The 25,875-nt window shown below is 66.7% G+C and carries 25 protein-coding genes; 5 read left to right on the top strand and 20 right to left on the bottom strand.

The genetic code is table 11. The features are described from left to right. Positions 1–39 precede the first annotated feature (39 nt). Genes ACEOAB_RS04940 through ACEOAB_RS04885 form a run of 12 tightly spaced genes read right to left on the bottom strand, consistent with a single transcriptional unit; the run spans position 40 to position 11,378 of the window. Positions 40–735 (bottom strand): transposase, encoded by a 696-nt coding sequence (locus ACEOAB_RS04940; protein WP_056586005.1) that lies wholly within the window; start codon positions 733–735, stop codon positions 40–42. Between the two features lie 36 nt (positions 736–771). Then, entirely contained in the window at positions 772–1,659 is an 888-nt protein-coding gene (locus tag ACEOAB_RS04935) for a class I SAM-dependent methyltransferase (protein ID WP_413747897.1), read from the bottom strand. Continuing rightward, the gene (locus tag ACEOAB_RS04930) at positions 1,656–2,231 is read right to left on the bottom strand and encodes a DUF1415 domain-containing protein (protein WP_413747898.1); all 576 of its coding nucleotides are present in this window, start codon (positions 2,229–2,231) and stop codon (positions 1,656–1,658) included. The genes ACEOAB_RS04935 and ACEOAB_RS04930 overlap by 4 nt, the downstream gene beginning before the upstream one ends. After that, positions 2,228–3,472: an MFS transporter gene (locus tag ACEOAB_RS04925; RefSeq protein ID WP_495653510.1), complete on the bottom strand. Its 1,245-nt coding sequence runs from the start codon at positions 3,470–3,472 to the stop codon at positions 2,228–2,230. Before ACEOAB_RS04925 ends, ACEOAB_RS04930 begins: the two co-directional genes overlap by 4 nt. Then, positions 3,469–4,599, bottom strand: a complete 1,131-nt coding sequence (locus ACEOAB_RS04920) for a deoxyguanosinetriphosphate triphosphohydrolase (protein WP_413748157.1) — start codon at positions 4,597–4,599, stop codon at positions 3,469–3,471. The genes ACEOAB_RS04925 and ACEOAB_RS04920 overlap by 4 nt, the downstream gene beginning before the upstream one ends. After that, complete coding sequence (gene aroB / locus ACEOAB_RS04915) at positions 4,596–5,708, bottom strand: 3-dehydroquinate synthase (RefSeq protein ID WP_413748156.1); 1,113 nt, start codon at positions 5,706–5,708, stop codon at positions 4,596–4,598. Before aroB ends, ACEOAB_RS04920 begins: the two co-directional genes overlap by 4 nt. A gap of 34 nt (positions 5,709–5,742) precedes the next feature. Next, on the bottom strand, positions 5,743–6,291 hold the full coding sequence (locus ACEOAB_RS04910; protein WP_056585994.1) for a shikimate kinase: 549 nt from the start codon (positions 6,289–6,291) through the stop codon (positions 5,743–5,745). Between the two features lie 23 nt (positions 6,292–6,314). Further along, entirely contained in the window at positions 6,315–8,465 is a 2,151-nt protein-coding gene (locus ACEOAB_RS04905; protein ID WP_413748155.1) for a type IV pilus secretin PilQ, read from the bottom strand. Next, positions 8,462–9,001 (bottom strand): pilus assembly protein PilP, encoded by a 540-nt coding sequence (locus tag ACEOAB_RS04900; protein WP_007835218.1) that lies wholly within the window; start codon positions 8,999–9,001, stop codon positions 8,462–8,464. Before ACEOAB_RS04900 ends, ACEOAB_RS04905 begins: the two co-directional genes overlap by 4 nt. Further along, complete coding sequence (locus tag ACEOAB_RS04895) at positions 8,998–9,675, bottom strand: type IV pilus inner membrane component PilO (protein ID WP_056585992.1); 678 nt, start codon at positions 9,673–9,675, stop codon at positions 8,998–9,000. Before ACEOAB_RS04895 ends, ACEOAB_RS04900 begins: the two co-directional genes overlap by 4 nt. A gap of 6 nt (positions 9,676–9,681) precedes the next feature. Next, a complete protein-coding gene (locus tag ACEOAB_RS04890; RefSeq protein WP_413748154.1) occupies positions 9,682–10,302 on the bottom strand; it encodes a PilN domain-containing protein in 621 nt (206 codons plus the stop codon). Then, positions 10,299–11,378 (bottom strand): pilus assembly protein PilM, encoded by a 1,080-nt coding sequence (locus ACEOAB_RS04885; protein WP_007835214.1) that lies wholly within the window; start codon positions 11,376–11,378, stop codon positions 10,299–10,301. Before ACEOAB_RS04885 ends, ACEOAB_RS04890 begins: the two co-directional genes overlap by 4 nt. Positions 11,379–11,618: 240 nt before the next feature. Between ACEOAB_RS04885 and ACEOAB_RS04880 the strand changes: the two genes are divergently transcribed. Next, positions 11,619–14,033 carry a penicillin-binding protein 1A gene (locus tag ACEOAB_RS04880; RefSeq protein WP_413748153.1) on the top strand — a complete coding sequence of 805 codons (2,415 nt, stop codon included), beginning with the start codon at positions 11,619–11,621 and terminating at the stop codon, positions 14,031–14,033. Positions 14,034–14,043: 10 nt separating this feature from the next. Here ACEOAB_RS04880 and cyaY read toward each other — a convergent pair whose 3' ends face one another. Beyond that, complete coding sequence (cyaY, locus tag ACEOAB_RS04875; protein WP_413332257.1) at positions 14,044–14,376, bottom strand: iron donor protein CyaY; 333 nt, start codon at positions 14,374–14,376, stop codon at positions 14,044–14,046. Positions 14,377–14,388: 12 nt separating this feature from the next. Between cyaY and lptM the strand changes: the two genes are divergently transcribed. Together lptM and lysA are read left to right on the top strand one after the other, a co-directional pair. Then, positions 14,389–14,661: an LPS translocon maturation chaperone LptM gene (gene lptM / locus ACEOAB_RS04870; RefSeq protein WP_056585984.1), complete on the top strand. Its 273-nt coding sequence runs from the start codon at positions 14,389–14,391 to the stop codon at positions 14,659–14,661. Continuing rightward, positions 14,658–15,944: a diaminopimelate decarboxylase gene (gene lysA / locus ACEOAB_RS04865; protein ID WP_495653509.1), complete on the top strand. Its 1,287-nt coding sequence runs from the start codon at positions 14,658–14,660 to the stop codon at positions 15,942–15,944. Before lptM ends, lysA begins: the two co-directional genes overlap by 4 nt. A gap of 10 nt (positions 15,945–15,954) precedes the next feature. Here lysA and msrQ read toward each other — a convergent pair whose 3' ends face one another. The 5 genes from msrQ to ACEOAB_RS04840 form a co-directional block, all read right to left on the bottom strand. Then, positions 15,955–16,614: a protein-methionine-sulfoxide reductase heme-binding subunit MsrQ gene (gene msrQ, locus ACEOAB_RS04860; RefSeq protein ID WP_413748151.1), complete on the bottom strand. Its 660-nt coding sequence runs from the start codon at positions 16,612–16,614 to the stop codon at positions 15,955–15,957. A gap of 28 nt (positions 16,615–16,642) precedes the next feature. Beyond that, positions 16,643–17,662: a protein-methionine-sulfoxide reductase catalytic subunit MsrP gene (gene msrP / locus ACEOAB_RS04855; RefSeq protein WP_056585977.1), complete on the bottom strand. Its 1,020-nt coding sequence runs from the start codon at positions 17,660–17,662 to the stop codon at positions 16,643–16,645. 116 nt (positions 17,663–17,778) lie between these two features. Beyond that, the gene (gene ccsB / locus ACEOAB_RS04850; protein ID WP_056585972.1) at positions 17,779–19,095 is read right to left on the bottom strand and encodes a c-type cytochrome biogenesis protein CcsB; all 1,317 of its coding nucleotides are present in this window, start codon (positions 19,093–19,095) and stop codon (positions 17,779–17,781) included. Next, a complete protein-coding gene (locus ACEOAB_RS04845) occupies positions 19,092–21,272 on the bottom strand; it encodes a cytochrome c biogenesis protein ResB (RefSeq protein ID WP_413748150.1) in 2,181 nt (726 codons plus the stop codon). Before ACEOAB_RS04845 ends, ccsB begins: the two co-directional genes overlap by 4 nt. A gap of 119 nt (positions 21,273–21,391) precedes the next feature. Next, positions 21,392–22,063, bottom strand: coding sequence for a c-type cytochrome (locus tag ACEOAB_RS04840; protein WP_413748149.1), 672 nt, complete (start codon positions 22,061–22,063; stop codon positions 21,392–21,394). A gap of 72 nt (positions 22,064–22,135) precedes the next feature. On the opposite strand from ACEOAB_RS04840, the gene yihA reads away from it, so the two are divergent. After that, positions 22,136–22,879: a ribosome biogenesis GTP-binding protein YihA/YsxC gene (gene yihA / locus ACEOAB_RS04835; protein ID WP_413332242.1), complete on the top strand. Its 744-nt coding sequence runs from the start codon at positions 22,136–22,138 to the stop codon at positions 22,877–22,879. An 86-nt stretch (positions 22,880–22,965) separates the two neighbouring features. Beyond that, positions 22,966–23,877: an alpha/beta fold hydrolase gene (locus ACEOAB_RS04830; protein WP_413748148.1), complete on the top strand. Its 912-nt coding sequence runs from the start codon at positions 22,966–22,968 to the stop codon at positions 23,875–23,877. A gap of 19 nt (positions 23,878–23,896) precedes the next feature. Here the strand turns inward: ACEOAB_RS04830 and ACEOAB_RS04825 are convergent, their stop codons facing one another. Together ACEOAB_RS04825 and ACEOAB_RS04820 are read right to left on the bottom strand one after the other, a co-directional pair. After that, positions 23,897–24,781, bottom strand: coding sequence for an LpxL/LpxP family acyltransferase (locus ACEOAB_RS04825; RefSeq protein ID WP_056585961.1), 885 nt, complete (start codon positions 24,779–24,781; stop codon positions 23,897–23,899). After that, positions 24,778–25,668 carry a lysophospholipid acyltransferase family protein gene (locus ACEOAB_RS04820; RefSeq protein WP_495653508.1) on the bottom strand — a complete coding sequence of 297 codons (891 nt, stop codon included), beginning with the start codon at positions 25,666–25,668 and terminating at the stop codon, positions 24,778–24,780. The genes ACEOAB_RS04825 and ACEOAB_RS04820 overlap by 4 nt, the downstream gene beginning before the upstream one ends. Positions 25,669–25,875: the final 207 nt, after the last annotated feature.

Genomic DNA, 25,875 nt, shown 5'->3' with positions numbered 1-25,875 from the left:
AGAACCAGCGCCACAGCCGGCCGACGCCGCTTTTCCAGCTCAGGATGAAGTGTTCGATGGCGGCCGGCCGGCCTTGGCTTTGACGACCCGGCGGTCGGTGGACTTTTGCAGGCTGTCGAGAAAGTCGTCGTCGCCAGCAGCCCAGCCCCGCAATGTGGCCTCGGTCAGCGCGCTCTGGTCGGCCGCACGCACCCCGCCGCGCACCAGTTCGACATACGCGGCCTCGCGCGCGAACGGGGTGTTGCCGAGCTCCCAATACAGCGGGTGGGGGGTCAGCAGGCGGTCGTGCCGCAGTCCGGCGTAGTGGCCATGGCTGGACCAGGGAAAGTCGCGCGCATCGGCCACCATGCCCGCGCGCACCGGGTTGAGGTCGATGTAGGCCATGCAGGTCAGCAGGTAGCGGTCCGTCTGGATCAGCGTGGACCGGTAGCGGCCCTCCCACAGCGTGCCGCTGCGGCCATGGCGGTCGTTGAAGTAGCGCACGTAGCTGCGCCCCACCGACTGCATGAACTGGGGCAGGCCGGTGGGGCTGTCGGGCGTGGCCAACAGGTGGAAGTGGTTGTCCATCAGCACGTAGGCATGCAGCGCGATGCCGAAACGCGTGGCGTTCTCGGCCAGCAGCGCGAGCAGCTTTTCGCGGTCCGCGCGGTCCACGAAGATCGGCTGGCGGTTGTTGCCGCGCTGGATCACGTGGTGGGGCATGCCGGCCAGCGTGAGGCGGGGAAGACGGGCCATGGATCGCAGTGGACGCGGCGGATTGCGCGCCCGCTTTCAGGCCAGCCGGAAGCGCGTATCGCCCAGCGCGTCGAGCCCGAACTGCGCCAACAGCTCGCGCAGCCGCGTGGCCGCGCTTGCCTTGCGCTGCCCGGTGTAGCGCGCCAGGATCAGCTCGTTCTTCATGCTGTGCTCCCAGCCGACCAGCTCGGTCACCGTGACGCTGTAGCCGTTGGCTTCGAGATACAGGCAGCGCAGCACGTTGGTGAGCTGGCTGCCGATTTCGCGCGTGTGCAGCGGATGGCGCCACAGCTCGGCCAGCGGGGTGCGCGACAGTGCGAGCGCCTTGGTTTCGCGCAGGCAGGCGGCCACCTCGGCCTGGCAGCAGGGCACGAGCACCATGCAACGCGCCTTCTTGGCCAGGCCGAAGGCGATGGCGTCGTCTGTCGCGGTGTCGCAGGCGTGCAGCGCGGTGACCACATCGATCTGCGCCGGCAATTCGCTCGCCTGCGCCGATTCGGCCACGGTGAGGTTCAGGAACGACATGCGCTCGAAGCCCAGGCGCTGCGCCAGCGCGCGCGAGCGCTCGACCAGTTCGCCGCGCGTCTCGATGCCGTAGACGTGGCCGCTGCCCTGGCGCGGCCGGAAGAACAGGTCGTAGATGATGAAGCCGAGGTACGACTTGCCCGCGCCATGGTCGGCCAGCGTCGCGCCCGCGCCCTCTTCCGGCAACTCGCGCAGCAGTTGCTCGATGAACTGGAACAGGTGGTAGACCTGCTTGAGCTTGCGCCGCGAGTCCTGGTTGAGCCGGCCCTCGCGGGTCAGGATGTGCAGTTCCTTGAGCAGTTCGATGGATTGGCCGGGGCGCAGCGCGTCGGCCAGTTCCGCATCGGCCTTGGCGACCTTGTTCGTTTTCACGGTTCTTGTCGCGTTGTTCGTGTTCATGGCTTGGCGCTTCCGGGGCCGACGTCGAGTGCCGCCCAGCCTTCGGGGCCCAGCGCTTCGAGCGTGTCGATGTTGCGTTCGAAGATGGCCTCAGCCTCGGGGAACGCCTCGACCGCGCGGCTCACGCTGTCTTCGCGCAGCAGGTGCAGCGTGGGGTACGGCGCGCGGTTGGTGGCGTTGCCGATGTCGTCGGCATCGGTGCCGGCGAACTGGAAGCGCGGATGAAAGCTCGCCAGCTGGAACACGCCGTCGAAACCGGCGCGCGCAAGCCGGCGTTCGGCACGCGCCGTGAAGTCGTTGAAGTCCAGAAAGTCGGCCAAGGTGTTCGGTGCAATCAGCAAGGTGGTGTCGCGCACGGCGGCGTCTAGTGCGGCGAGATCTTTCGCTTCGGCAAGAAGCGCGTCCATCAGGTCGGCGTCCTCGGCCGGCTCGTACACGGCGTAGTGGACCTGCGCCTTCATGTGCGCGGCCTTTGCGAACGGGCACAGGTTGAGGCCGATCACCGCGCGTTCGAGCCAGCGCCGCGTGTCGGCTTCGGCCTGGGCGGATGCGATTGTCGCCGGGTGGGTCATGCCATCTCCGCCGCAGGGCGAATCCGCCCCAGGCGCCGCGCGATCGCCATGCCGACCAGCGAGCAGGCCAGCGTGGCGGTCCAGGTCCAGTGCCAGCCACCGACACGGTGAGCCATCCACGCCACTGCGGGCGGGGCCAGGAACTGGCCGAGCGAGGACGCCTGCTGCATGAGACCCACCGTGGTCGACACGGTGGTGGGCCCGGGCGCAAGCCGCACGCCCAGCAGGAACAGCGTGGCCGGCACCATGCCGCCGCCCAGCGAGAACGCGCACACGGCGATGTAGCGCAGCGCGGGCGGCAGGCCCAGGGCGTCCGGGCCCTGCCCTGCCTGCGCGAAGGCGGCCACGCCCCCGAGCGCCATCGTCAGGAAACCGAGTTGCAGCAGTCGCTCCGGCGCCACGCCGCGCTGCAGCCAGCGGCCGCCTGCAATGTTGCCGACGATGTTCATGGCGGCTGCGAGCGCGGTGAGCACCGCGTTCCAGGCAGCCGGTACACCCACGCCGGCATAGATGGCGGGCAGGAAGCCGATCACCGCCATCCACTGCGACGAGTACACGGCGAAGGTCAGCGCCACCAGCCAGGGCGCGCGCGCACCGACCGTGGCACGCAGGCGCGAAGACCAGCCGCTGGTGGCCTGGCTCGCCACGGGCGGGCGAAGCCGGTCGGCAGGCACCGCCAGCCACAGCCAGAGTGCGGCCCCAGCCGACACGATCGACAGTGCCCACCACCAATCCGCCCATCCACCCCAGGCTATCAGGGCGGGCCCCAGCAGCAGCGCGAGGGCCACGCCGAGCGGCATGTAGGCACCCCAGAGGCCCAACGCCGCCTTGTCTGCACCCGGCGGGGTCAGGGCGCGGATCAGCCCCGGCCCCGGCATGACCGTCAGCAGGAAACCGATGCCTTCGACGGCACGCAGAAGGAGCAGCCATTGCACGGCGTGCGCCCCATCGACCATGCCGCCCAGCAGGCTGGCGACCGTCAGCACCGCCAGCCCCGTCAGCATGCTGCGTCGCAAGCCGATGGTGTCCGCCGCGAGCCCGGCCAGCAGCCCCAGCGTCATGCTTGCGACCTGCACCAGCGACAGCAGGAATCCGGCCTCGACCAGGCCAATGCCGAGCGATGCCTGCAGCGCCGGCACGGCGGGCGGCAGCTTGCCCAGGTGCAAGGCCGCGCTGACGCCGCCCAGCAGGACAGCCAGGGCAGCGGCGGGAACGCGCGGCCGGACTGCAGATGGATTCACGCGATGCCCCGGCGCCCCGTGAGCCGCTCGTGTTCGCGCATGGCGAAACGATCGGTCATGCCGGCGATGTAGTCGGCCACGGCGCGGTGCCTGTCATGGCGTTCGGCATAGGAAGCGGGCATCTCGGCACTGCGCTCGAGATAGGCCTCGAACAGCTCCTGCACCACGTCTCGCGCCTGGTCGGTGGTCTGGGCGACCTGGGGATGCCGGTAGAGGTTGCGGAAAAGAAAGCGCTTGAGGTCTTCCGACTGGGCCTGCATGGCGGCGCTGAACGCGACGATCGGCGGGGCCTTGCGCACCGCGTCGGCATCGACCGGTGCGAGGGCTTCGAGCGCCGCGCGGGTCGCATCGATCACGTCGTAGACCTGCGCGCTCAGCATGCGCCGGATGGTCTCGTAGAGCACGCGGCGACCCTGCAGCTGCGGGTGCTCGGCGAGCGCCTCGCGGCGGTAGCGCTCGAACAGCTCGACCTCGGACAACTGCTCGACGCCGATAAGGCCCGAGCGCACGCCGTCGTCGATGTCATGGGCGTTGTAGGCGATGGCGTCGGCAAGGTTGCACAGCTGCGCCTCCAGCCCCGGCTGCGTGCGGTCGAGGAAACGCCGGGCCACGCCGTGCGGTTCGGCCGCCTCCAGCCGTTCGGCGTTCGCGCGCGAGCAGTGCTTGAGGATGCCCTCGCGGGTCTCGAAGCTGAGGTTCAGTCCGTCGTATTGCGGATAGCGGTGTTCCAGCGCATCGACCACGCGCAGGCTCTGCAGGTTGTGCTCGAAGCCGCCATGTGCGGCCATGCAGTCGTTGAGCGCGTCCTGGCCCGCATGGCCGAAGGGCGTGTGGCCCAGGTCGTGCGCCAGGGCGATCGCCTCGACCAGGTCTTCGTTGATGCGCAGGGCCCGTGCGATCGAACGGCCGAGCTGGGCAACTTCCAGCGAGTGCGTGAGCCGGGTGCGGAACAGATCGCCCTCGTGGTTCAGGAACACCTGCGTCTTGTAGACCAGCCGGCGAAAGGCCGTGGAATGCACGATGCGGTCGCGATCGCGCTGGAAAGCGTCGCGCGTGGGCGCGGGCGGCTCGGCATGCCGGCGGCCGCGCGACCGCGCGGGCAGACAGGCATAGGCCGCGAGGCTCATTGCGCCGCGCAGCTCTGCGCAAGCACTTCGCGCACGAGTGCGTCGGGTGCGCTGCGGACCACGGCGGAGCCGGGCCGGTCGATCACCACGAAGCGGATCTCGCCGGCTTCCGATTTCTTGTCGACGCGCATCAGCTCCAGGTAGCGATCCACGCCCAGCGCAGGACCGACGATCGGCAGGCCGGCGCGTTCGATCAGGCGCGTGAGCCGTTCGACGAAGGCGGCATCGACGCCGCCAAGTCGCTGCGACAGCCGCGCCGCCATGACCATGCCGCAGCCCACGGCCTCGCCGTGCAGCCATTCGCCATAGCCGAGGCCCGATTCGATCGCGTGGCCGAAGGTGTGGCCGAAATTGAGGATCGCGCGCAGGCCGGTTTCGCGCTCGTCCTGCCCGACCACCAGCGCCTTGATTTCGCAGCTGCGCTTGACGGCATGGGCCAGCGCGGCCGGCTCCCGCGCGACGAGGGCGTCGATGTTGGCTTCGATCCAGTCGAAGAACGCCATGTCGTGGATCGGGCCGTACTTGATGACTTCGGCCAGTCCGGCGCTGAGTTCGCGCGGCGGCAGGGTCTGCAGCGTGGCCAGGTCGCAGACCACCAGTTGCGGCTGGTAGAACGCGCCGATCATGTTCTTGCCGAGCGGGTGGTTGATGGCCGTCTTGCCGCCGACCGAGGAATCGACCTGCGCCAGCAGCGTGGTCGGCACCTGCACGAAAGGCACGCCACGCATGTAGCTGGCGGCGGCAAAGCCGGTCATGTCGCCCACCACGCCGCCGCCCAGGGCGAACAGCACGGTCTTGCGGTCGCTGCCGTGACCCAGCAGGTCGTCGAAGATCAGGTTCAGCGTCTGCAGGTTCTTGTACACCTCTCCGTCGGGCAGCTCCAGCAGGTGGACCGTGCGGAAACGGCCCGCCAGGGCACCCTGTAGCGCCTTGGCATAGAGCGGCGCCACCGTGGTGTTGCTGACGATCAGGGCCGTGGCGGCGGCAGGCGTGGCGGCGAAGCTAAGGGGATCGTCCAGCAGGCCGGCACCGATCAGGATCGGGTAGCTGCGGTCGCCGAGCTGGATGTCGACGCGTTCGGGCGGGGCGGAAAGTACGGGCAGGGACATGGGCAGCGAGTTTAGGCGCTGCAGCCGGCGCAGTTCAGGCAGTGGGCTCTTCCGGATGGGCGCCCGGCTCGACGATGCCCGCCAGCTCGAGCTGCATCACGATGATGTTCACCAGCATCGCGATCGAGGGCCGGCCGGTATCGACCACGTCGTGGGCGGTTTCCCGGTAGAACGGGTCGCGCGCATCGTGCAGTTCCCGCAACCGCCCCAACGGGTCAGCCACCTGCAGCAGGGGGCGCTTGACGTCGTGGCGCAGGCGCCGGAACAGGTCTTCGGGGGAGGAGCGCAGGTAGATCACGTGGAAGTGATCGCGCAGCTGGGTGCGGTTGGCCTCCCGCAGCACCGCACCGCCGCCGGTGGCCAGCACGCCGTGGGCATTGGCCGCCAGCTCGGCAATGACCGTTTGTTCGAGATCCCGGAAGGCCACCTCGCCTTCGCGCTCGAAGTAATCGCGGATCGAGCAGCCGATGCGCTGCTCGATCACGTGATCGGTGTCGATGAAGGGAAGGTCCAGCCGCATCCCCAGGCGCCGGCCCACTGCGGATTTTCCGGCGCCGGGCAAGCCGACGAGTGCGACCGCCACGCGGTGGCTGCTACGCCCGCGCGTCAGCGCGCGGCGTTGCGGTCGGTAATCATCTTCGGAGTGATAAAGACGAGCATTTCGGTCTTGTTGGCAACGCGTTCGCGCTTGCGGAACAGTGCCCCCAGGTAGGGCACTTCACCCAGCACCGGCACGCGCGATTCGTCATTGGTTTCGGTGAGCTCGAAGATACCACCGATGACGACCGTGCCGCCGTTCTCGACCAGCACTTCGGTCTGCACGTGCTTGGTGTTGATGGCCGGACCCGCCGACGTGTTCACGCCTCGGGCGTCCTTGCTCACGTCCAGCGTCAGGATGATGTTGCCTTCCGGCGTGATCTGCGGCGTGACTTCCAGCTTCAGCACCGCCTTGCGGAACGAGATCGAGGTGGCGCCGCTGGACGTGGCCTGCTGGTAAGGAATTTCCTCGCCCTGCTCGATCAGCGCCTTGGTCTGGTCGGCCGTGATGACGCGAGGGCTGGACACCAGCTTGCCCTTGCCGTCGGCTTCGAGCGCCGAGATCTCGAGGTTCAGCATGCGCGAGAAGCTCGAGTTGAACAGCGAGATCGCGAAGGTGCCCGCCGCGTTGCCCGTGCCGCCCGCATCGCCCGCCGGGAGGTTGATGAAGTTCGAGTTGGTGAACGTGGAGGTGGCCGTGCTGGCTCCGCCATTGGTGCCTGCCGTGACGACGGGCATCGCGCCGAGGTTGGCGAATGCGCGGTTGCCGGCGGACGATGCGAAGCGCTCGCCAGCGATGCCGCCACCCAGCCGCACGCCGAGCGACTTGCCGAAGGTATCGGAAGCTTCGACGATGCGGGCCTCGATCAGCACCTGGCGAACCGGGATGTCCAGCTTCTGGATCAGCTCGGTGATCTGGGCCAGGCGCGACGGAACGTCCGACACGAAGAGCTGGTTGGTGCGCGACTCGGCAATGACGCTGCCGCGAGGGCTCAGGATGCGCGTCGTCGTACCGCCGCCACCGCCGCCGCCGGACGAAGCACCCGTGCCGGTCAGTCCCTGCGCAATCGCGATCGCCTTGGTGTAGTTGAGCTGGAAGGACTGGGTGCGCAGCGGCTCCAGGTTCTCGATCGCGGCCTTGGCCTCGAATTCGAGCTTTTCCTTGGCGTTGATTTCATCCTTGGGCGCAATCCACAGCACGCTGCCGTTCTTGCGCATGCCCAGGTTCTTCGCCTGCATGATGATGTCGAGGGCCTGGTCCCAGGGCACGTCCTTCAGCCGCAGCGTCAGCGCACCGTTCACCGAATCCGAGGTCACGATGTTGAAGTTCGTGAAGTCGGCAATCACCTGCAGCAGCGAACGGATTTCGATGTTCTGGAAGTTGAGCGACAGCTTTTCGCCGTTGTAGCCCACGCCTTGCGTCAGCTTGGTCGGATCGACCTTGCGGGCGCGGACCTCGACAACGAACTGGTTCTCGCTCTGGTAGGCACTGTGTTCCCAGTCGCCCTTGGCTTCGATCGTCATGCGCACGCGGTCACCCGACTGCTGCGAAGTGATCAGCTGGACCGGCGTTCCGAAGTCGGCCACGTCGAGGCGGCGGCGCAGGCCCTCGGGCAGCGTCGACTTGGTGAATTCCACGACGAGGTTCTTGCCCTGCTGCTTGACGTCGACGCCGACCTGGTTGTTCGGAAGATCGACGATGACCCGGCCGGTGCTGTCAGCACCAAGGCGGAAATCGACGTCCCGCAGCGGCAGCATGTCCCGGTTGCGGTTTTCCGCGAAGGTCGTGCCGGCAGACGCGACCAACGCCGAGCCGGCCACCGGCTCGAGAATGACCAGCAGCGAATTGCCCTGGATCTCGGCCTTGTATGCGGTGGCCTGCTTCAGGTTCAGCACCACGCGGCTGCGTTCACCGGCCTGGACCACGTTCACCGAACGCAGGTTGCCCTGGTTCACTTCGATCGCGGAACGGCCGATGGCGTTCGTGACGCCCGGAAAATCGAGCGCAATGCGGGCCGGCGTCTGGACGGCGAACCCGGCAGGCACCGCCGTGAGCGGTTGCGCCAGATCGATGCGGATCACTTCCGCGCCGGACTGGGTCGAGCTGGTCACGGCCTGGATGGCGTTTTGCGCATGGGCCACGGCCAATGCACCGAAGGCCAGCAGACCCAGGCCGGCAGCGCGCAGCCACTGTGCCATCGTTGATTTCTTTTGGTTCATTTCGCACTCTCTTGCAGCTGCAGCGTCGCGACGCGTTCGATCCATTCACCGGCGGCGTCTTGCACGATCTCACGCAAGGCGACTTCGGTTTCGTTGATACGGGTGATGCGCCCGTAGTTGAGTCCCAGGTATTCGCCGACGCGAACCTTGTAGAGCAGCTTGTCGACACGGACCAGCGCCACTGGCTGGCCGTTGCGGTTCATGCTGCCGACCATCGCCATCGAGTCGAGCGGGAAGGCTTCGAGCGCCTCCTTGCGGCGTGCCAGTTCGGGCGCGATCAGCTCCGAAGTGCTCGGCTGGTTCGACTCGCGGCGCAGCGCCTGCGTCAGCTTCAGGATGTTGAAGGGCTCGAACGACGAGGCCTCGGTGTAGGTCTGCGGCGTGAACTTCTTGGGCTCTGAAATAGGCGGCACCGAGGGCTTCACCTGGGCGCGCTGCTCGGCCATCCAGCGTTGCAGGTCGTCCTGCCCGGAATCGCAGGCACTCAAGCCCAGCGCGGCCAGTGTCAGCCACAGTACTTTGGCGGCGATCTTCATTTCTTCGCCTTCGGTGCGGCGGCGCGCTTCTGCGCGGCGCGCTCGTCTTCGTCGAGATAGCGGAAGGTGCGCGCGGTGGCGTCCATCGTCAGCACGTCCTTGTCCTTCTGCGGGGTGACGGTGATGTTGTTCAGCGTCACGATGCGCGAGAGGCCCGCGACGTCGGCGGCAAAGGCGCCCATGTCGTGGTACCGCCCGGTCACGCGAACGGCGATCGGAAGCTCGGCGTAGTAGTCCTTGACCGACACCTGCCCCGGACGGAACAGTTCGAACTGAAGGCTGCGGCCGAGGCCTGCCTGATTGATGTCCGACAGCAGGGCGTCCATTTCGGCCTTGCTGGGCAGCTGCTTCTCAAGCAGGGTCACGTACTGCTGCACCTGTTCGCGCTGCTTCTTCAGCAGTTCGAGGTTGGCCGCCTGGGCCACCTTCTTCTGGTAGTCGGCCTTCAGCGCGACTTCCTTCGAACGCTCGCTCTCGAGTTCGTCGTTCGAGTTGGTCAGCCAGACGAACCACAGAGCGACCAGTACCAGGGCGGTGACCGCCAGGCACAGCGCGTACCGCGGCACCGCGGGCCACATCGACGGATCGTTCGGGTTGAGCCCGCGGAACTGCCCGCCGACACGCTGCAATGCAGCGCCGACATCTATTTTCTGGGAGGGGCGATTGCTTGCCATGTTCCGTTACCCCTTGGATTGCGCCGCCGCAGCCACGGCCTTGTCGGCAGCGGCCTTTTGAGCATCGGTGGGGCGTTTCAGGCCAATGCGCATCGTGAAGTTGGCAACGCGGCGCTGGTCGCGCGCAGTCAGGTTCACGTTCGCCGACGTGATTTCGACCAGCTCCGGCTTGACCAGCCATGGACTGTTGTTGCCCAGGTTGCGCAGCAGCTCCGAAACCCGTTCGTTCGACTGGGCCATGCCTTGCAGCGTGACCGTCTGGTTGTCCTGTTTCATGCTGGTCAGGTAGACGCCGTCGGGCAGCTGCCGGACCAGTTCGTTGAGCAGGTGCACGGGCAGGTTGCGGTCGCCCTGCAGGTCTTCGACGGCCTGCTGGCGCGCGCGCAGCGCTGCAATTTCTTCCTGCAGCGTCGAGATCTCCTTGATCTCGACCTCGAGCTTCTTGATCTCGGCCTGGAGAAAGCCGTTCTTCGATCGCTGCGCCGAGATCTGGGCCTCGAACCAGAGGTAGCCCAGGCCGGCGATCAGCAGGCCCAGCACCGCTGCAGCACCCAAGGTGCCAAAGAAGGCCTCGCGCCGCCGCTTGCGAGCAGCTTCGCGGTGCGGAAGCAGATTGATGAGGATCACTGCAGGAACCTCCGCATGGCCAACCCGCAAGAGGTCAGGTAGGACGGCGCTTCGCGACGGACCTTCTTCTCACGGATGTTCGAACTGAAGTCCATGCCGTCGAAGGGGTTCAGCAGCGAGCAGGCAAACGAGGTCTGCCGCGTGACTGCGTTGGTCAAGCCCGGCAGCGAGGCCGAGCCGCCAGCCAGCAGCACGTAGTCGACGCGGTTGTGCGGCGTGCTCGTGAAGAAGAACTGGAGCGCACGCGCGATTTCCTGCGCGATACCTTCCACGAAAGGCTTGAGCACGCCGGAGCCGTAGTCGTCGGGCAGATCGCCGCTGCGCTTCTTCGCTTCGGCTTCCTCGGCGGAAAAACCGTACTGGCGCACGATCAGCTGCGTGAGCTGAGCGCCGCCGAACGCCTGATCGCGGTCGTACAGCACTTCCTGGTTGCGCAGCACCTGCATGCTGGTGGTGAAGGCGCCCACTTCGAAAAGCGCCACGATCGAGTCCACGCCCTTGCCGGGCAGCTGTTCGATCAGGCGGGCGGTCGCCAGGCGCGAGGCATAAGACTCGACGTCGAGGATCATCGCCTTCAGGCCGGCGGCTTCCGCCAAACCTTCGCGGTCCTGCACCTTTTCCTTGCGGGACGCGGCGATCAGCACCTCCACGTCGCCTGCGGACGTGGTGCTCGGCCCCGTGACGCAGAAGTCGAGGCTGACTTCGTCCAGCGAGAACGGGATGTACTGGTTGGCTTCGGACTCGACCTGGATCTCGAGTTCCTGTTCGCTCATGCCGCCCGGAAGAATGATCTTCTTCGTGATCACGGCCGAGGGCGGCAGCGCGAGCGCCACGTTGCGGGTGCGCGTGCCGCTCTTGCGGACGACGCGCCGGACGGCTTCCGCCACTTCGTCGAACTTCTCGACGTTGCCGTCGGTGATCCAGCCACGTTCCAGGGGTTCGATGGCGCAGCGTTCCAGAACCAGCTTGCCGCTGGCCTCACGGCCGAGCTCGACCAGCTTGACGCTGGACGAACTGACATCCAGCCCAAGCAGGGGAGCGTTCTGACGACGAAACAATGATCCAAGAGCAGCCAAGTTAGGTCCCTCTCCCCCTGTATTTGTAACCAATAGAAAAAAATGCGTTCGGTTGCATGCTAGCAGCAGGCGTGGCGGCAACCAAGCAACCGCGGGGGGCAAAACCCTGAAGCGTTGTCAAAACCTGACGTCAAATCTGCATTTTGTAACTTTTGAATTAGAGCGATGCAGCAGCAACAAAAGAACGGATCGTGCAAAGAGGGCTGCTTTTTATAATGTCCGGTGACTCTCCGGCCCTCCATGCAAGAAACCTCAAGCCCCAAAGGGCCAGCCAAGACCCCCTCCCCCAAGACCCAGCGCCCGACCTGGCTGAAATGGCTGTTGCGCTTTTTCTTCTGGGGGTTCGGCATTGCCGCAGCCGGTGTGCTCGCGGTGCTGTGCGTGGTGGCGGTGGCCCTGGCGGTCGCGTACCCGAACCTGCCCGACATCAGTGAACTCTCCGACTACCGGCCCAAGCTGCCGCTGCGGGTTTTCTCGGCCGAAGGCACCCTGATCGGCGAGTTCGGCGAGGAGCGCCGCAACCTCACCCCGATCTCGGCCATTCCAAAGGTCGTGAAAGACGCCGTGCTCGCGGCCGAAGACTCGCGCTTCTACGATCATGGCGGGGTCGACTACAAGGGCATGGTGCGCGCGGGCCTGGCGAACATGAACCGCGTGAAGAGCCAGGGCGCGTCGACCATCACGATGCAGGTGGCGCGCAATGTCTACCTGAGCTCCGAGAAGACGCTCACCCGCAAGATCTATGAGGTGCTGCTGACCTTCAAGCTGGAGCACCTGCTCACCAAGGACCAGATCTTCGAGATCTACCTGAACCAGATCTACCTCGGTAACCGCGCCTACGGCTTTGCCGCCGCTTCCGAAGCGTATTTCGGCAAGCCGCTGCAGGACCTCTCGATCGCCCAGGCCGCCATGCTGGCCGGACTGCCGAAGGCGCCGGGCGCGAACAACCCGGTCAACAACCCGCAACGCGCGCGCGGCCGCCAGTTCTACGTGATCGACCGCATGCAGGAAGCCGGCTTCATCACCGCCGAGCAAGCGACCGAAGCCAAGAAGGAAGAACTGCACCTGCGCGATGCCGCCGACCCGAACCGACTGCACGCCGAGTACGTGGCCGAGACGGTGCGCCAGCTGATGTACGCGCAGTACGGCGACAGCACTTATACGCGCGGCCTCAAGGTCTACACCTCGCTGGTCGCAGCCGACCAGGCCGCCGCCTACAAGGCGCTGCGCAAGGGCATCATGGACTACGAGCGCCGCCAGATCTATCGCGGCCCCGAGAAGTTCGTCGACCTGCCCAACGACGCCAAGGACCTCGACGAGGCCGTGGACGATGCACTCAACGACCACCCCGACAACGGCGACGTGATGGCCGCGGTCGTCCTCAAGGCCACGGCCAAGCAGATCGATGCCGTGCGCGGCAACGGCGACCCCGTGCAGATTACCGGCGAAGGCCTCAAGCCCGCGCAGTCCGGCCTCTCCGACAAGGCCCCGCCCAACATCAAGATCCGCCGCGGCGCGGTCATCCGCGTGGTGAAGACGCCCAAGAACACCTGGGAAATCACGCAGCTGCCCGAGGTCGAAGGCGCGTTCGTCGCCATGGACCCGCGCGACGGCGCCATCAAGGCACTGGTCGGTGGCTTCGATTTCGGCAAGAACAAGTTCAACCACGTCACGCAGGCCTGGCGCCAGCCGGGTTCGAGCTTCAAGCCCTTCATCTATTCGGCGGCGCTCGAGAAGGGCTTCACCCCCGCCACGGTGATCAACGACGGCCCGCTCTTCTTCGACGCCGGCACCACCGGCGGCCAGCCGTGGGAGCCCAAGAACTACGGCGGCGGCTACGACGGCCCGATGTCGATGCGCACCGCGCTGATGAAGTCGAAGAACCTCGTGTCGATCCGCATCCTGCAGTCCATCGGCACGCGCTACGCGCAGGAGTGGATCACCAACTTCGGCTTCGACAAGGAAAAGCACCCGGCCTACCTGCCGATGGCGCTGGGCGCCGGCTCGGTCACGCCGATGCAGATGGCGGTGGGCTACTCGGTGTTCGCCAACGGCGGCTACCGGGTCAATCCGTACCTCGTGACCCGCATCACCGACCACAAGGACAAGGTGCTGGTCGACAAGCAGCCCTCGGTGCTCAACGAGGCGAACCGCGCGATTCCCCAGCGCAACGCCTTCATCATGGACACGCTGCTGCAGTCGGTGGCCCGCGCCGGCACCGCCGCCAAGGCACAGGCGACGCTCAAGCGCCCCGACCTGTACGGCAAGACCGGCACCACCAACGACTCGCTCGACGCGTGGTTCGCGGGCTTCCAGCCCACCATGACGGCCATTTCGTGGATCGGCTACGACACGCCGCGCAACCTGGGCGACCGCGAAACCGGCGGCGGCCTGAGCCTGCCGATCTGGATCGCCTACATGGAAACCGCCATCAAGGGCATCCCCGTGACCGACATCGCCACCGCACCGCCTTCCGGCATCGTGAACGTGGGCGGCGAGTGGTACTACGACGACTATGCGCCGGGACGCGGCGTGGCAAGCCTGGGCGTGGAGTCCGCGACTGCGGCGCCGGTGGAAGCCCTGACCGGCGCCCCCGTGAGCCCGCCGGCCCCGCCCGAGGAGCGCAACCGCATCCTCGACCTGTTCCGCAACTGACGAAGAGGAATCAGGCGGCCGCGAACGTCAGCGGCTGGCCTGCCTGCAGGGTCGCTTCACGCGACAGGTTGCCGAAGAATTCTTCCCCGGTCTTGGTATCGACCCACGCCTGGCCGTCGTGACGGTAGTGGTAGCCGCCGGAACGCGCGGCAAGCCAGATTTCCTGCAGGGGCTTCTGCAGATTGACGATCAACTGGCTGCCGTTGCGGAATGAAATCGTGATCATCCCGCCCACCCTCTGGTTGTCGATGTCGGCGTCGGTCGCATCGTTGATGCGGTCGCATCCCTGCTCGATGGCGGCGAGCGCGGCTTCGGCGCGGTCCATGTACTCGGTGTCGGTCATTACAATTTCGCTATGTTGAACGTTCGCCAAATTCTAGTGAGCACCCGCGCCCGCGCTGCGCTCATGGTCTGCCTCGTTGCAGGCACCACCGCCCTGGTTGCCTGCGGACAGCGCGGTGCGCTGTACCTGCCGACCGATCCTGCCGCCGCCGGACGAGCCACGCTGCCGCAGCTCATGACGCCCGACAGCCTGCGGTCCTCTTCGTCCAGCTCCAGCGAGGCAGCGCCCGCACCGGCCGCCGCCGCCAGCGCACCGGCCAGCAACAGCACGGAACCGCGCAAATGAGTGCCGGCATCAACTCCATCGCCCTGCCCGGCCAGCCGCACGTTGCGCAACGCGACGGCGCGCTGCACGTCGAAGGCGTCGCGCTCGAATCACTCGAGCGCGAGCACGGCACCCCTCTTTTCGTCTATTCGAAGCAATGGATGCTGGACGCCCTCGCGGCCTACCAGCGCGGCTTCGAGGGCCGCGACGCCCTCATCTGCTATGCGATGAAGGCCAATTCATCGCTCGGCGTGCTGCGCGTGTTCGCGCAGGCCGGATGCGGCTTCGACATCGTCTCGGGCGGCGAGCTGGCCCGCGTGCTGGCCGTGGGCGCCGATCCGAAGAAGATCATCTTCTCGGGCGTCGGCAAGACCCGCGCGGAAATGCGCGAGGCCCTTGCCGCCGGCATCGCCTGCTTCAACGTCGAGAGCGAAGCCGAGCTCGACGTGCTCAACGAGGTGGCACTGGCCGAGGGCAAGCGCGCGCCCATCAGCATCCGCATCAATCCGAACGTCGATCCCAAGACGCACCCCTATATCTCCACCGGCCTCAAGGGCAACAAGTTCGGCATCGCGCACGACCGCGCGGTCGAGGCCTACCGGCACGCCGCGCGGCTGCCGGGCCTGGAGGTGGTGGGCATCGACTGCCACATCGGCTCGCAGATCACCGAAGCCTCGCCCTACCTGGACGCCTGCGACCGCGTGCTGGACCTGGTCGAGGCGATCGAGGCAGCCGGCGTGCCGATCCATCACCTGGACTTCGGCGGCGGCCTGGGCATCGACTACAACGGCGAAGTGCCGCCCAAGGCCGATGCGCTCTGGCAGCAGCTGCTCGCCAAGCTCGACGCCCGCGGCTTCGGCCAGCGCAAGCTCGTCATCGAACCCGGCCGTTCGCTGGTCGGCAATGCTGGTGTCTGCGTGACCGAGGTGCTCTACACCAAGCCCGGTGAAGACAAGAACTTCTGCATCGTCGACGCGGCCATGAACGACCTGCCGCGCCCCGCGATGTACCAGGCCTTCCAGCGCATCGTGCCGCTGCGCAGCCGCGCCGGCGATGCACCGACCTACGACGTGGTCGGCCCGGTCTGCGAGAGCGGCGACTGGATCGGCCGCGACCGCGCGCTCAACGTGGTGGCCGGCGACCTGCTCGCCGTGCTGTCGGCCGGTGCGTATTGCATGAGCATGGCCAGCAACTACAACACGCGCGGCCGTGCCGCCGAAGTGCTGGTGAGCGGCGCCACCGCCAAGCTGATCCGCCGCCGCGAGACGATGGAAGACCAGCTGCGCGCCGAGATCGACGGCTGATTGCCGGCGTTCAGCCAGTGCGCAGCGGCTTCTCGCTGCCGCGCACCGCCACCGCGGGCGACTTCGCCTTGCGCCGCTTGCTCGCGAAATTCCACACCCGCCACGCGAGCAGCGCGGCAATGATCGCGGCGTAGACGAACACTTCCGCGAAGTTGTTCTTGCCCGCGCGCATCCAGAAGAAGTGCAGCAGCCCGAGCCCCGAGATCACGTAGACCAGCTTGTGCAGCGTCTGCCAGCGCTTCGCGCCCATTGCCTTGATGGCGCGGTTGAAAGAGGTGGCCGCCAGCGGCGTCAGCAGCACGAAGGCGGAGAAGCCCACCAGGATGAACGGCCGCTTCGCGATGTCTTTGGCGATGTCGCCCCACTCGAAGCCCATGTCGAACCAGCTGTAGCACAGCAGGTGCAGCACCACGTAGAAGTATGCGAACAGGCCCAGCATGCGGCGCAGGCGTGCGAGTGCATTCCACTTGGTCATCACGCGCAGCGGCGTCACCGCCAGCACGATGCAGATGAAGCGCAGCGTCCAGTCGCCGGTGGCGCGGATCAGGAACTCGGCCGGGTTGGCACCGAGCCCGTCCGTAAAGGCACCGTAGGCCAGCCGCGCGAACGGCAGCAGGCACAGCAGGAAGATGACCGGCTTGGTCGCCGGATGCATGAGCAGCTTGTTCATGGGGCGGGCGCCGGTTGCCGGGGCGCGATCAGTAGTTCTTCTTCAGGTCCATGCCCGCATACAGCTGGCCGACCTGGGCTTCGTAGCCGTTGAACATCTCGGTCTTGCGCCGCTTGGCGAACAGGCCGCCGCCGTCGCCGATGCGGCGCTCGGTGGCCTGGCTCCAGCGCGGATGGTCGACGTTCGGGTTCACGTTCGAATAGAAGCCGTATTCGTTGGCCGCCGCCTTGTTCCACGCGGTGCTCGGCTCCTTCTCGACGAAGCGGATCTTGACGATCGACTTGGCCGACTTGAAGCCGTACTTCCACGGCACCACGAGCCGTACCGGCGCGCCGTTCTGGTTGGGCAGCACCTCGCCGTACATGCCGAAGGCCAGCAGCGTGAGCGGATGCATCGCCTCGTCCATGCGCAGGCCTTCGGTGTAGGGCCAGTCGAGCACGCGCGAGCCGACAAAAGGCATGGTCTTGGGGTCGGCCAGCGTCACGAACTCGATGTATTTGGCGTTGCCCTGCGGCTCGACCTTCTTGATCAGTTCGGCCAGCGAATAGCCGACCCACGGGATGACCATCGACCAGCCTTCGACACAGCGCAGGCGGTAGATGCGCTCTTCCTGCGCGCTGAGCTTGAGCAGGTCTTCGATGCCGTACTTGCCGGGCTTCTTGACCAGCCCCTCGACCTCCACGGTCCACGGCCGCGTCTTCAGCGTGCCGGCGTTCTTGGCCGGGTCGGCCTTGTCGGTGCCGAACTCGTAGAAGTTGTTGTAGCTCGTGACGTCCTTGTAGTCGGTGAGCTTGTCCATCGACATGGCGCCCGCGACGGCCGACTTGCCACCGGGCAGCGGCGCGAGCTTGTTGGGCCGCTCAGCCTGGGCCCAGGCTTCGCGGGAGGCGAAGCCGGCCAGCGCCGCACCCGCCGCGCCGCCCGCCATGAGCTTGAGCAGGTCGCGCCGGCCTTCGTAGGCGGCACGCGGCGTGATCTCGCTCGACAGCGGGTGGATGAAGCCGTTGTCACTGTTGCTGCGACGGATCGGGCGGAATTGGAACGACATGGCAGGCCTTTCGCGTGAATCGTTGTGCTCAGGGTAGTTCGTGAGCAGTCCCGATTTGGTTACGCGCCGCAGCGGCGCGCGGTTTCAATTCTTCGCGAAAGACCGCAGGCCCGTGCCTACAGGGTGCCGTAGCTGTGCAGCCCGCTCAGGAACATGTTCACGCCGAGGAAGGCGAAGGTGGTGACCGCCAGTCCACCCAGCGCCCACCATGCGGCCACGGTGCCGCGCAGGCCCTTGACCAGCCGCATGTGCAGCCAGGCCGCGTAGTTGAGCCAGACGATCAGCGCCCAGGTTTCCTTCGGGTCCCAGCTCCAGTAGCCGCCCCAGGCGTCGGCGGCCCACAGGGCGCCGAGCACGGTGGCGATGGTGAAGAAGGCGAAGCCGACGGTGATCGACTTGTACATGACGTCGTCGAGCACCTCGTTGGCCGGCAGCCGCGCCGCGATGCGCTTGCGCCCCAGGAGGATCCCGGCCGCGATCAGCGCGGAGATGCCCGCGTAGACCACCCAGTAGCTGCCGCCGGCTTCCTGCACGCGCTGGCGGAACGCCACCGGCACGAAGCACAGCGCCACGCCCAGCAGCCAGATCGGCGTGAGCTTGTACCAGCGCTTCTCGTCGGCCTGCTCCTTGATGAGGTAGGCGAAGGCCACCATGGCCGCGAGCGAGAAGGTGCCATAGCCGATGAAGTTGGCGGGCACGTGCAGCTTCATCCACCAGCTCTGCAGGGCCGGCACCAGCGGCTGGATTTCGTGCGCCTCGCGCACGATCGTGTACCAGAGCAGGAAGCCGACCGCGGCGCTGACCACCAGCATCACGAAGGCACCGAGCGCGCGCGTCTTGTAGCGCTCTTCGAAGTAGAGATAGAACGCGGCCGTGAGCCAGCAGAACAGCACGAACACTTCGTACAGGTTGCTGACCGGGATGTGGCCGATGTCGGGGCCGAGCTGGTGGCTTTCGTACCAGCGCACCATGGTGCCGATCAGCGCCATCGTCACGGCCGCCCAGGCCAGCCGCGAACCGATCATGTCGAAGGTGTCCGACTGCTTGCCGCCGAAAAAGCCGAGCCAGTAGAACAGCGTGCTCATGAAGAACAGCACGCTCATCCAGAGGATGGCCGACTGGCTCGACAGGAAGTACTTGAGCCAGAACACCGTGTCGGCGCGCGCCAGCTCGCCCTGGTACGAACTGATGGCCAGCAGCGACGCCGCTGCCACGACGATGGCCAGCACCCGAAGCGGCCGCCAGAACCAGCCGATGGCGATCATCGCGATCACGGCGGCGGCCAGGATCGGCTTCTCGTAGTAGTCCATCGATCCCGCGTACCGCGTGAACGCGAACAGCCCACCGGCCAGGACCAGCGCCGCGAACACCCAGTCGAACAGGTTGCGGCGCGAAAGCCAGCTTTCATTGAGCGTGAGGGTCGTGGTGTTCATCGTGTCTGTGCTTCTGTCTTGCTCAGGGCGAGCAGCTTGTGCTTGAGGTGCTCGAATTCGCGGTCGCTGTCGATGGTCTTGCGATTGACCGAGAACGCCATCGTGGCCGCTGTACCGGATGTCTCGCCTTCGACAGCCGAGCCGTCGGGCGTCAGCCACACCCAAAGGCGGCGCTCGCGCACATACAGCATGGCAAAAATCCCGACGATCAGCAACAGGCAGCCCAGATAGACGACGTTCTTGCCAGGGGCACGCGCCACCTGGAACACGCTGGCCTGCACCTGGGTGAAGTCGGTCATCATCATCGCGACCGGGGCCGGGTAGAAATGTGCGTCGCTGATGGCCAGCACCGCCTGCGTCAGGTAGGCCTGCGATTTCTGATCGTTCGGCAGCGCGGCGAGGCCGGCGCCTTCGCGGCCCAGGTTGAGCACCTCGAACAGCACGTCGTTGAGGATGCGCACCAGCACGCCACCGGCGCGCTCGCGCTCGGCCTCGGGCACGTTGACTTCCATGAACTCGGCAATCGCCTGCCATCCCCCCGCCGTGGTGGCGTCGGCCTTGGCGCGCTCGGTACCCGCAAACAGCGCCAGCGCGCGTGTGGCCGATACGCGCAGTTGCTCAGCCATTTCAGGACGCTTGGGGTCGGCGGCCTTCGCGATGTAGCGCTCAATGGCACGCGCGCGGGTGTCGGCATCGCCGAGCGCGGCGCGCATGCGCACGAAGCCGTCCATCGAGCCCTGCTCGTCGGCCGGCACGCGCAGGTAGCGGAACGGGTCTTCGGGCTTCTCGCGCATGCCCAGCAGGAACACAGGCTGGCCGTCGCCGGTGTCGACCGGCACCATGTAGTTCTGGTATTCGCGCGCCTGGCCGGCGGCGTCGCGCAGCTTGTAGCCGATGCTCGGGCCGATGTTGCGCAGCACCTTGGGCTTGTTGGTCTTGTTGGCGGCGCCCAGGCGCGATTCGATGTCGTGCCGCAGGTCGACCTTGCGCACGTCGGCGCCGCTGCCCATGGCGCCGCCATCGGCAAAGTTCTCGACGTTGATCACGCGCAACGCGGCGAACTCGAGCGTGAGCTTGTCGCGGCCGTTGGTGATTTCGGTGCTCGGGCCGCCGATGATACCCTCCACCTCGAAGGGCTTGGCCGCGGCCGCCATCGGCACCGCCTTGAGCTTCACCCTGGAACCGCCGTCGTCGAAGCTCGACTGGTAGATCTCCACGCCCTTGTAGCTGGCCGGATGGTTGACCTCGATGCGCGCCGGCACCTGCGCGCCGGTCTCGCGGTCGTGCAGCACCACCTCGCTCGCGAAGAGCTTGGGCATGCCGGTCGAGTAGTAGTCGACGATGAACTTCTTCAGCTCGATGGAGAACGGCAGCTCCTGCAGCAGCACGCCGTCAGACTGGTTCAGGATGGCCACGCTGCCCTGCCCGCCCTCGGGCACGAGGATGTTGCCGCGGAAGGTCGGGTTGGCGGCCGACAGGCGGTGCTCCGGCGCCACGTCGGCGATCATGCCGCCGCCGGTGAACACGCTCTTGCCGTTGAACCAGGTCTGCGCGCGCACCACCAGGTCGCCGTCGAGCAGGCCGCCGATGCACACCAGCACGATTGCGCTGTGCGCCGCGATGTAACCCAGCTTGTGGGCGCCGCCGGCGCGCGCGGCGACCATCCAGCCGGCAGCAGTCGGCCGGCTGCCGCTGGTGGCGTCGCGCCGTTGCAGCTTGACCTTCCAGCCACCGCTCACCAGCAGCTGGCCGATGCGGTTGGCCGCCGCTTCGGGCGTTTCGCCGAGCTGGTTCTCGGCGCGCTGGCCGAAGGCCTTCAGGCTCTGCGCGCGGATGTCTTCCTTGAAGGTCTTGAGGTCGACCATGATGCGCGGCGTATTGCGCGCAATGCACAACGTGGTGCTGATCACGAGGAACAGCAGGATCAGCAGGAACCACCAGGCGCTGTAGATCGAGTCGAGCCTGGCCGCGCGGAACAGTTCGGCCCAGAACGGCCCGAACTGGTTGATGTAGTTGTTGATCGGCTCATGCTGCTTGAGCACGGTGCCGATGATCGACGCGATGCAAATGATGGTGAGCAGCGCGATCGCGAAGCGCATCGACGAAAACAGCTCCACCGCAGCGCGAAGCATCTGCGGGCCGCGATGAACGCGAAGGCCATGGGTGGAGACGGACATCGGACGACAGTAAGGAAAGAGAGGAAAAAAGCAAAAAGGCGGGCCATCCTGCTGGATCGGCCCGCCTTTTGTTTGGGGTTGTTTTCGGCGGCTGGTTCACGCTCCAGGGAGCGCCATCATCAACGCAAACCGGCAATGTAGTCGGCGACGGCCTTGATTTCCCTGTCGTTGAGCTTGGCGGCGACGCCGCTCATGGGAATGCTGTTCAGGCGCACGTTGTCGCGGAAGGCCGTGAGCTGGGCCACGGTGTAGTCGGCGTTCTGGCCGCCCAGGCGCGGGTACTGGGCGGGAATGCCGGCGCCGTTCGGGCTGTGGCAGCCGGCGCAGGCCGGGACCTGGCGCTCGCCGATGCCGCCGCGGTAGATCTTCTCGCCCAGGGCAATCGTGTCCTTGTCCTTCGAGAAGCCCGGCTTGACCTTCTTCGAGCCGACGAACCAGGCGATGTTGCGCATGTCCTCTTCGGACAGAGCCGAAGCCAGCGGCTTCATGATCGCGCTCTTGCGCTTGCCGGACTTGAAGTCCTGCAGCTGCTTGAGGATGTATTCGGGATGTTGCTGCGCCAGCTTCGGGTTGGCCGCAATGGCGGAGTTGCCGTCCGCGTTGTGGCACGAAGCGCAACTCTGGCTGTTGGCCGGCGTTGCGTTGAATACCGTGTCCCCCTTGGCGGGGTCGGGTTTGGCAGGCGCAGGCGCCGCTGCACTCGGAGCAGCCGCGTGTTCATCGGCTGCAAAACTCGCGCTGGATGCGATGCCCACGAGGGCTGCAAGCAGAATATTGGCAAACAACTTCATATCGGGGGCTTCGAATTTATGGCGCAAAACCTCACGATTCTACAATGTGGGCCTTGTTTCGAAAGTCCGTAGATGCCCTCCCCGCGCGCCAAGCCCGCTGCCTATCCTCCCCGCGCGGCTCCCGCCGCGGACCCCCAGGTCGCCGAACGCGAACGCGTGGCATTGGGCTGGTTGCACACCGCACACTTCCTGACCAGCGCCCCCCAGCTTGAACACCTGCCCCCCGTCGACCTGCCCGAGATCGCCTTCGTCGGCCGCTCCAATGCGGGCAAATCGACCGCCATCAACACCCTCACGCAGCAGACGCGGCTGGCGTTCGCCTCCAAGACGCCAGGCCGTACGCAGCACATCAACCTGTTCGGCATCGGCAAGCAGAAGGTCGACGATGCGGTGCTGGCCGACCTGCCCGGCTACGGCTACGCGGCCGTGCCCAAGGAGGCCAAGCTGCGCTGGCAGCGCGTGATGGGCAACTACCTGATGACGCGCGAGAGCCTGCGCGGCGTGGTGCTCATGTGCGACCCGCGCCACGGCCTGACCGAACTCGACGAGATCCTGCTCGACGTGATCCGCCCGCGCGTGCAGCAGGGCCTCAAGTTCCTCGTGCTGCTGACCAAGTCCGACAAGCTCACGCGCAGCGAAGCCGCCAAGGTGCTGTCGATTACGCGACTGAACGCCGGCGGCGGCGAGGTGAAACTGTTCTCCGCACTGAAAAAGCAGGGCGTCGGTGAAGCAGCCGAGCTGCTGTGGCGCTGGGTGCACCCGGAAGAGACTGCGGCAGCCCCCGCCGAACCACCGGAGCCGCCAGCGGAGACCTGAACCCCAGAACCGGCTGCATCGGCCGTCCAGCGTGCGTGGTTCACTATCAAAAGAATAGCGACAGTCAACCCAAGGAGACAAGAAGCATGATCGAGACCTTCCAACGCAGCCTGCCCAATGGCACCACCCTGAGTTGCCGCGCTGCCGGCCAGCCGGGTCGGCCACTGATGGTGTTCCTCCACGGCTTCCCCGAAGCCGCGTTCATCTGGGACGAACTGCTGGCGTACTTCTCGGACCCCGCCCACGGCGGCTACCGCTGCGTGGCACCCAACCTGCGCGGCTTCGAGAAGTCGAGCGCGCCGACCGACGTGGCGGCCTACAAGGCTCACCTGCTGATCCAGGACGTCCAGCAGCTCGTGGCGACCGAGAGCACCGACGGCACCATGGCCGCGCTGGTGGCCCACGACTGGGGCGGCGCCTTTGCCTGGGGCTATGCCAACGCGTTCCCGCAGCAGATCGGCAAGCTGGTCATCATCAATTCGCCGCACCCGGGCACCTTTACGCGCGAACTGCGCAACAACCCGGCGCAGCAGCAAGCCAGCGCCTACATGAACTTCCTCGCGCGCCCCGATGCCGAGGCACTGCTCGCCGCCGACGACTTCAAGCGCATGTGGCCCTTTTTCCTGCTGATGAAGGCCGGCCCCGATGGCTACGGCTGGCTCACCGAAGAGGTGAAGCAGAAGTACCGCGAAGTCTGGGGAGCAGGCCTCACCGGCGCCTGCAACCTCTATCGCGTGACGCCGATGAAGCCGCCGCTGCCGGGCCAGACCATCGACGGCATCCCGGTGCTGCCGCGCGAGCGGCTCACGGTGGACGTGCCGACCTTCGTGTTCTGGGCGCTCGACGATGCGGCGCTGCTGCCCGGCCTGCTCGAAGGGCTTGACGAGTACGTGCCGAAGCTCGAGGTCAAGAAAGTGCCGAGCGCGACCCATTGGATCGTGCACGAGCAACCACAGTTGGTTGCCCGCGAGATCGAGGGATTCTTGCAGCGGAACTGATGCCGCCGCCGGGGGGCCTTCAATAGATCGGCGGCTCGCCCTCGGGGCGGGTCTTGAAACGGCGATGCACCCAGTAGTACTGGGACGGCATCGTGTCGATGTAGCCCTGCAGCCGCGTGTTCATGAGCGCGGTATCGGCCTCCACATCGTCGGTCGGGAAGTTCTGCCACTGCGGCAGCACCTCGATCTCGTAGCCGCCCGGCGTGAGCTTCGACACCACCGGCACCACCTTGGCCTTGCCCAGCCGCGCAAAGCGCGACAGCGAAGGCACGGTGGCCGCCTGCACGCCGTAGAACGGCACGAAGATGGTCTGGTCGCGGCCGAAGTCCATGTCGGGCAGCAGGTACAGCAGGCCGCCCTTGCGCAGGCCCTGCAGCACGGGCTTGATGCCGTCCACCCGGTTGAGCGCCGCCACATCGCCGAAGCGCGTGCGGCCCTCGCGGATCCAGGCGTCGACCATCGGATCGCGCTGGGTCGTGTAGATGGTGGCCGAGGGGCGCGCCGTGTGCATGGTCAACGCGGTGGCCGCGGCGTCCAGGCCGTAGAAATGCGGCGCGAACAGGATCATCGGCGCCTCGCCATCCGCGATCTCGCGGATCTCCGACGCCGCCCCAACCACCTTGAGCCGGCTCGCCACCACCTTCTCGGGCGCATGCCAGAGCCAGCTGCGGTCCAGCCAGGACTGCGCCACGTAGACGAAGGTCTGGCGCGCGATGGCGCGGCGCTCGGCCTCCGATTTCCCGGGAAAGCAGACCGCCAGGTTGGTGTCGACCACGCGCCGCCGCGGCACCGCGACGGTGTGCAGGATGCGGCCGAGGAACGCGCCGAAGCCGCGCACGAGCGGCAGCGGCAGCGGCGCGATCACGCGCATGAAGCCGATGCCAAGCCGGGAACCGAGGCTCATGCGGCCTCCCCGGTGGCGGCGGCCACGCGCTGGGCGCGCGGCTCCTTGTAGCGGGCGTAGTCCCACACGTACTGGCCCGGCAGGCTGTGGATCAACCTGCCGATGGCGTCGTTCATGGCCGCGGCCGCGTCCTCGATGGAGGCCGACGGGTCGGTCAGCGCCGTGCCGACGATGGGCTCGAAGCGGACCACGTAGCCGGCGCCGTCCGGCAGCCGCTCGCAGACGCTCAGGAAGCAGGCCGCGCCGGTCTGTTGCGCAAGGCGGGGAAGGAGGGTCATGGTGTAGGCGGGACGGCCCAGGAACGGCGCCCAGACGCCCTGCCCCATCGGCGGCACCTGGTCTGGCAGGATGCCGGTGTAGCCGCCGCTGCGCAGCGTGCGGATCAGGCCGCGCACGCCGCTGTTGTTGGTGGGCAGCGTCTGCAGGCCGGGCCGGTCGCGCGAGCCGGCGGCGATCAGGTCGGCCATACACTTCTTGCGCGCCGGCCGGAACAGCGCAGTGATCGGCCCGTAGGCCGACAGGAAGCGCTCGCCGATGGCCTGGCCGCACATCTCCCAACTGCCGAGGTGCGGCGCCACCAGGATCACGCCTTTCTTCGCCTGCATGGCCGCCTCGAAGGCCTCGACGCCCTCCCAGCGCACCACGCGATGCAGCACGGTCTCGCCATGCGGGCGCAGCCAGAGCCAGGGCAACTCGGAAGCCATCTTGCCGGCGGCGGCAATGGCGGGACGGTATTGGCCGGGCGCGAAGCCCGCGCTCTCGGCATTGGCCTTGAAGCGGCGGCGGTAGTCCGGCGCGCTCCACCAGACCAGCCAGCCCAGCATGGCGCCGAGCCGATGCATCAACGGCATCGGCACGCGGGCGAGCAGGCGAAACAGGGTGATCATTGAAAGCGGGAGGGTCAAAAAACGGACGCGCGCGCATGGTATGCACGGCTCGAATAGAATCCAAATTGTCGCCGAGTTACGGAACAACTTGCAGGGCGACAAACACAAGCGCAAAGCGATTGTGCCCCGTCGATCCATCGACATCTGCTAAAGCGTTCGCCAGGGCTCCGCAGAGTTGGCAACGCGCCAATCTCAACTTCAAGGAGT

This window comes from Variovorax sp. Varisp53, assembly GCF_059491555.1.
This window is presented reverse-complemented; position numbering and strand designations above follow the sequence as displayed.